At 72.9% G+C, this 4,154-nt stretch carries 4 protein-coding genes; 3 read left to right on the forward strand and 1 reads right to left on the reverse strand.

Going from position 1 to position 4,154, the window contains the following annotated elements; all coding sequences use genetic code 11:
• Both O3Q52_RS49765 and mycP read left to right on the forward strand, forming a co-directional pair.
• On the forward strand, positions 1-1,056 hold a 1,056-nt coding region (locus O3Q52_RS49765; RefSeq protein WP_269655032.1), incomplete at its 5' end, for a hypothetical protein.
• Entirely contained in the window at positions 1,053-2,231 is a 1,179-nt protein-coding gene (gene mycP / locus O3Q52_RS49770) for a type VII secretion-associated serine protease mycosin (RefSeq protein ID WP_269655033.1), read from the forward strand. The genes O3Q52_RS49765 and mycP, both read left to right, overlap by 4 nt.
• A gap of 198 nt (positions 2,232-2,429) precedes the next feature.
• Here mycP and O3Q52_RS49775 read toward each other — a convergent pair whose 3' ends face one another.
• Positions 2,430-3,428, reverse strand: a complete 999-nt coding sequence (locus O3Q52_RS49775; protein WP_269655034.1) for a serine hydrolase — start codon at positions 3,426-3,428, stop codon at positions 2,430-2,432.
• A 215-nt stretch (positions 3,429-3,643) separates the two neighbouring features.
• Here O3Q52_RS49775 and O3Q52_RS49780 point away from each other — a divergent pair.
• On the forward strand, positions 3,644-4,154 hold a 511-nt coding region (locus tag O3Q52_RS49780; protein ID WP_269655035.1), incomplete at its 3' end, for an SseB family protein.

Consider the following 4,154-nt stretch of genomic DNA (forward strand, 5'->3'; position numbering starts at 1 on the left):
GCCAGGCCGCCCATTCCTCCGCGGCCGAGCACGTTCCACCCCTCCGCGCGGCGCACCGGCGCGCCCTGGGAGACCCCGTCGGAGACCACCACCAGGCTCCGGCCCGTCCCGGCCGACCAGCCCGCGGCACCCGGCACCCCGCGTCGCCCCGACATTCACCTGTCCGGCTCGGCGGAGTCCTTCACGGACCCCAATCCGCACGTCACCGAGCCCCCGGACCCGGCCCACCGCCCCTTCGTGTCCCTCGCGGCCCCCGACACGTTCGACAACGACACCGTCCAGCCGCACACGGGAGGCGCCCGCCCGCGCCCCCGCCTCGCGGCCGTCCTGACCTGTGTCGTGCTGGGGCTCGGGCTCATCGGCGGTGCGGTGACGGGCAGTTGGCTGTCCGGCGAAAGCGGGGACGGAGCCGCGACGCCGAGCGCGTTCACGACGGCCGGGGAGCTGTGGCACAGCATCCCCGTGGACCAGCTCTTCCCGCCCACCGTCGACGGCGAGGGCGCGGGCCCCGGTGGCGCCGACCGCGTGTGGACCCGTATCGCCGTGGCCCCGGACAGCGGCTGCCAGGACGCCTTCGACCCCCTCCTGCGCAAGGCCCTCGCCCCCGCGGGCTGTCTGCGCCTCCTGCGCGCGACCTACACGGACGCCACCCGCAGCCACGTCACCACGGTCGGCCTGCTGTTCACGAGGGCGGACTCCGCGGCCATGGGCACCCTGCGCGCCCGGTTCGACGCACAGGGCCTCGACCGACGGCGCGACCTCATGCCCCGCCCGTACGCGGCGCAGGGCACCCTCGCCGCCGGGTTCGGCGACGCCCAGCGCGTGTCCTGGACCCTGTCGGTCCTGACCGACGCCCCGGTCGTCGTCTACGCAGTCTCGGGCTTCGCCGACGGCCGTACCTTCACCGAACCGCAGCCCGCGGAGGACGCGATGAAGGCCGACGCCACCACGCCCGCCGCCCAGGGCGGCCTGGGCCACGACGCACAGGGCCTCGCCGACCGCATCGAGCGAAGCCTCCGCAAAACCGTCAACTCGGCCACGGAGAAGCGGTCATGACCCGCAGGGCCCAGCCAGGGAGGGGGCTCGTGGTCGGCCTTCTGGCCGCCACCATCGCCCTCCTGCCCGCCACCGCCGCTCACGCCGACGGCATCCGCGCCAAGCAGTGGGCCCTCGACGCGATGCGCACGCAGGAGGCGTGGCAGACGACCAAGGGCAAGGGCATCACCGTCGCCGTACTCGACACGGGCGTCGACGACGAACACCCTGACCTTGCGGGCAACGTCCTGCCCGGCAAGGACATGGTCGGTTTCGGCGCCGGCCGCGGCGACCGCCCCTGGGCCCGCCACGGCACCGCGATGGCCGGCATCATCGCGGGCCACGGACACGGCGCGGGCGACGCCGACGGAGTCATGGGCATCGCCCCCGAGGCGAAGATCCTCCCCGTCCGCGTGATCCTCGAAGACGGCGACTCCGCCCGCGGCAAGGCCCGCAAGACCCGCGGCAACGCCCTCGCGGAAGGCATCCGCTGGGCCGCCGACCAAGATGCCGACGTCATCAACCTCTCCCTCGGCGACGACTCCAAATCCGCCCACCCCGACGCCTCCGAGGACGCCGCCGTCCAGTACGCCCTGAAGAAGGGGGCAGTCGTCGTCGCCTCGGCCGGCAACGGCGGCGAGAAGGGCGACCACATCTCGTACCCGGCGGCCTACCCGGGCGTCATCGCCGCGACGGCCGTCGACCGCTACGGCACCCGCGCCTCGTTCTCCACCCGCCGCTGGTACGCCACGGTGAGCGCGCCCGGCGTCGACGTCGTCATCGCCGATCCGGACCGGAAGTACTACGAGGGCTGGGGTACGAGCGCCGCGTCGGCCTTCGTCTCCGGCGCCGTCGCCCTCATCAAGGCGGCCCACCCGGGCCTGTCCCCGGCCCAGATCAAGCAGCTCCTGGAGGACACGGCCCGCGACGCCCCCACCGGCGGCCGCGACGACTCCCGCGGCTTCGGCTTCGTGGACCCCGCGGCAGCCATCAAGGAAGGCGCCGACCTGAAGCCCGAGGGCCTGAAAGCCGCGGCCCACAACAACAAGTACTTCGGCAACGGCCCCGACACCGCCAAGGAGGACAGCCCCACCTCGGCCTGGGTCGGCCCCCTGGCAGGCAGCACCGGCGGCGTCCTCCTGGTAGTGGCCGTCATCCTCTGGCGAGGCAGCAGAAAACCGACCAAGTCCCTTTAGTGCCAAGCCCCTTCAGGGGCGCGGGGCTGTGACATTTGCGGCTCTGCCGCGTGGGCGCGCTCGGCCCGCAACGACCCGCACGGAGACACCGGCGGGCAGCGTTTTCAGGGGCGCGGGGCTGTGACATTTGCGGCTCCGCCGCGTGGGCGCGCCCGGCCCACCACGACCCGCACATCCCCACCGGACCCGCGGGAGCGTTCAGTCCCCCTCAAAACAGGACACGGCGGCCTTCGCAACCGCCTCCACCACCGAAACCCCCTTCTCCTTCGACGAGTTGCCGTCGGACAACACGGCCACCAGATACTCGCGACCGCCGACACCCACCCGCCCCACACTGTTGATGTCCCACAACCCGGTCGCACTCCGCGGCAACCACCCGTTCTTCAGGGCGAATTCAGAGGCCCCCACGCCAGACGCGGCCGCAGACACCCCCCAGTCCTGCCCCACGGCGACCTCCCCCATGAGCCCGGCCAGATACGCCCGAGACCCCTCACTCAACTCGGACTTGTCCCCGAACACCTGCCGCAACAAGGTGAGTTGATCGGCGGCCGTGGTCTGCGTAAGCCCCCACAACGCCCCGTCCCCACCCTCGGTGTCCAGCAGTCCGAACCGCTCGTTCGCCGCCCGCAACCCCTCCGCCTGCCCGATCGCCGTCCACAGGGCGGTCGCCGACGCGTTGTCACTGTTCCGGATCATCGCGGCGGCGTAGGTCTTCTCCTGCGCGGTGAGCCCCCGCCCCGCGTCCTGCGCCCGCAACAGCAACGAGGCCAGAATGTCGACCTTCACGATGCTCGCGGTGTCGAACGCCCCGTCCCCGTAGACCGCACTCTCACCGGACGAGACATCAAGCACCGCCACCGACACCTCCGCCCCGTCCTCGACGGGCACAGCCTCCACCGCCTCGGCGAGCAGGGCGTCCCGGTCCACCGTGGGACTGGGCCTGGTCCTGGAACTGGCCGCGGACGTGGGCACAGCCGAAGATTCCACCGTCGCCTCCATAACCTCCGTCGCCCCCGTCGAAGCCCCCGCACCGGGCGACACGGAGGACGACACGAGCCCCTCGGCATCGTGCGCCTGCACGTACATCGTCCCCGAGGACGTGGCGCCCACGAGCACGACGGAGGCGACCGAGGCGTACACGAGAGACCTGCGGCGGGACGGACGGCCACTGCGCAGACGAGCCCTGTGGGGGAACATGCCGCGATCGTGCGCCCCTGCACTGTGCGCCCGGTTAGACGGATGTTAGAAGCGTGTCAGCGATCCCTGAGAAACCCGTGAACCTCGTGAACGACGGGTTTCCGAGCGACGCAAACCGCACGATCGGCCCACCGGAGGGCCCGAGGTTCCCCACCGGACGGGCCGGTGTCGCCCACCGGACGGAGCGCCCCCGCCCACCGATAGGCTCGGTGCCCGTGGCGAACAAGAACATCCCCGACCCCGGCTTCTCCGACGACGACGGCTCCGCCGACCCCCGGCTGAGTGCGGCGCTCACGGCCTGGGCCGAGGACCGGTCGGCGCACGGCCCCGTCCTCGCCGCGCTCAAGGGGGCCCGGCTCCTCGTGCCCGTCGTGGCCGTGCTCGGTGAGGTCGAGGAGGACGAGAACGGGCTGCGCCGCGAGAAGACCAGCGACATGGCCGTCCCCACGCTCAAGGCCGGCGACAGGACGGCCCTGCCCGCCTTCACGTCCACCGAGTCGCTGGCCCGCTGGGACCCCGAGGCCCGCCCCGTCGCCGTACCCCTGCACCAGGCTCTCCAGGCCGCCGCCCACGAGAAGGCCGACACCGTCGTACTCGACCTCGCGGGCCCCGTCCCGTACGAGCTCACGGGCCCGGCCCTGCTGGCGCTCGCCGAAGGGCGCACCACGTCGGACCCGCTGGCGGATCCGGCGGTGGTCGCCGCGGTGCGGGCCGCGGTCGCAGTCG

It is taken from the genome of Streptomyces sp. ActVer (assembly GCF_027270795.1).
GTDB classification, from domain to species: domain Bacteria; phylum Actinomycetota; class Actinomycetes; order Streptomycetales; family Streptomycetaceae; genus Streptomyces; species Streptomyces umbrinus_A.

Excerpts from the sequence above, each read along its gene's own strand:
- mycP (WP_269655033.1), top strand. The coding sequence starts at position 1,053 with ATGACCCGCAGGGCCCAGCCAGGGAGGGGGCTCGTGGTCGGCCTTCTG.
- O3Q52_RS49775 (WP_269655034.1), bottom strand. The coding sequence starts at position 3,428 with ATGTTCCCCCACAGGGCTCGTCTGCGCAGTGGCCGTCCGTCCCGCCGC.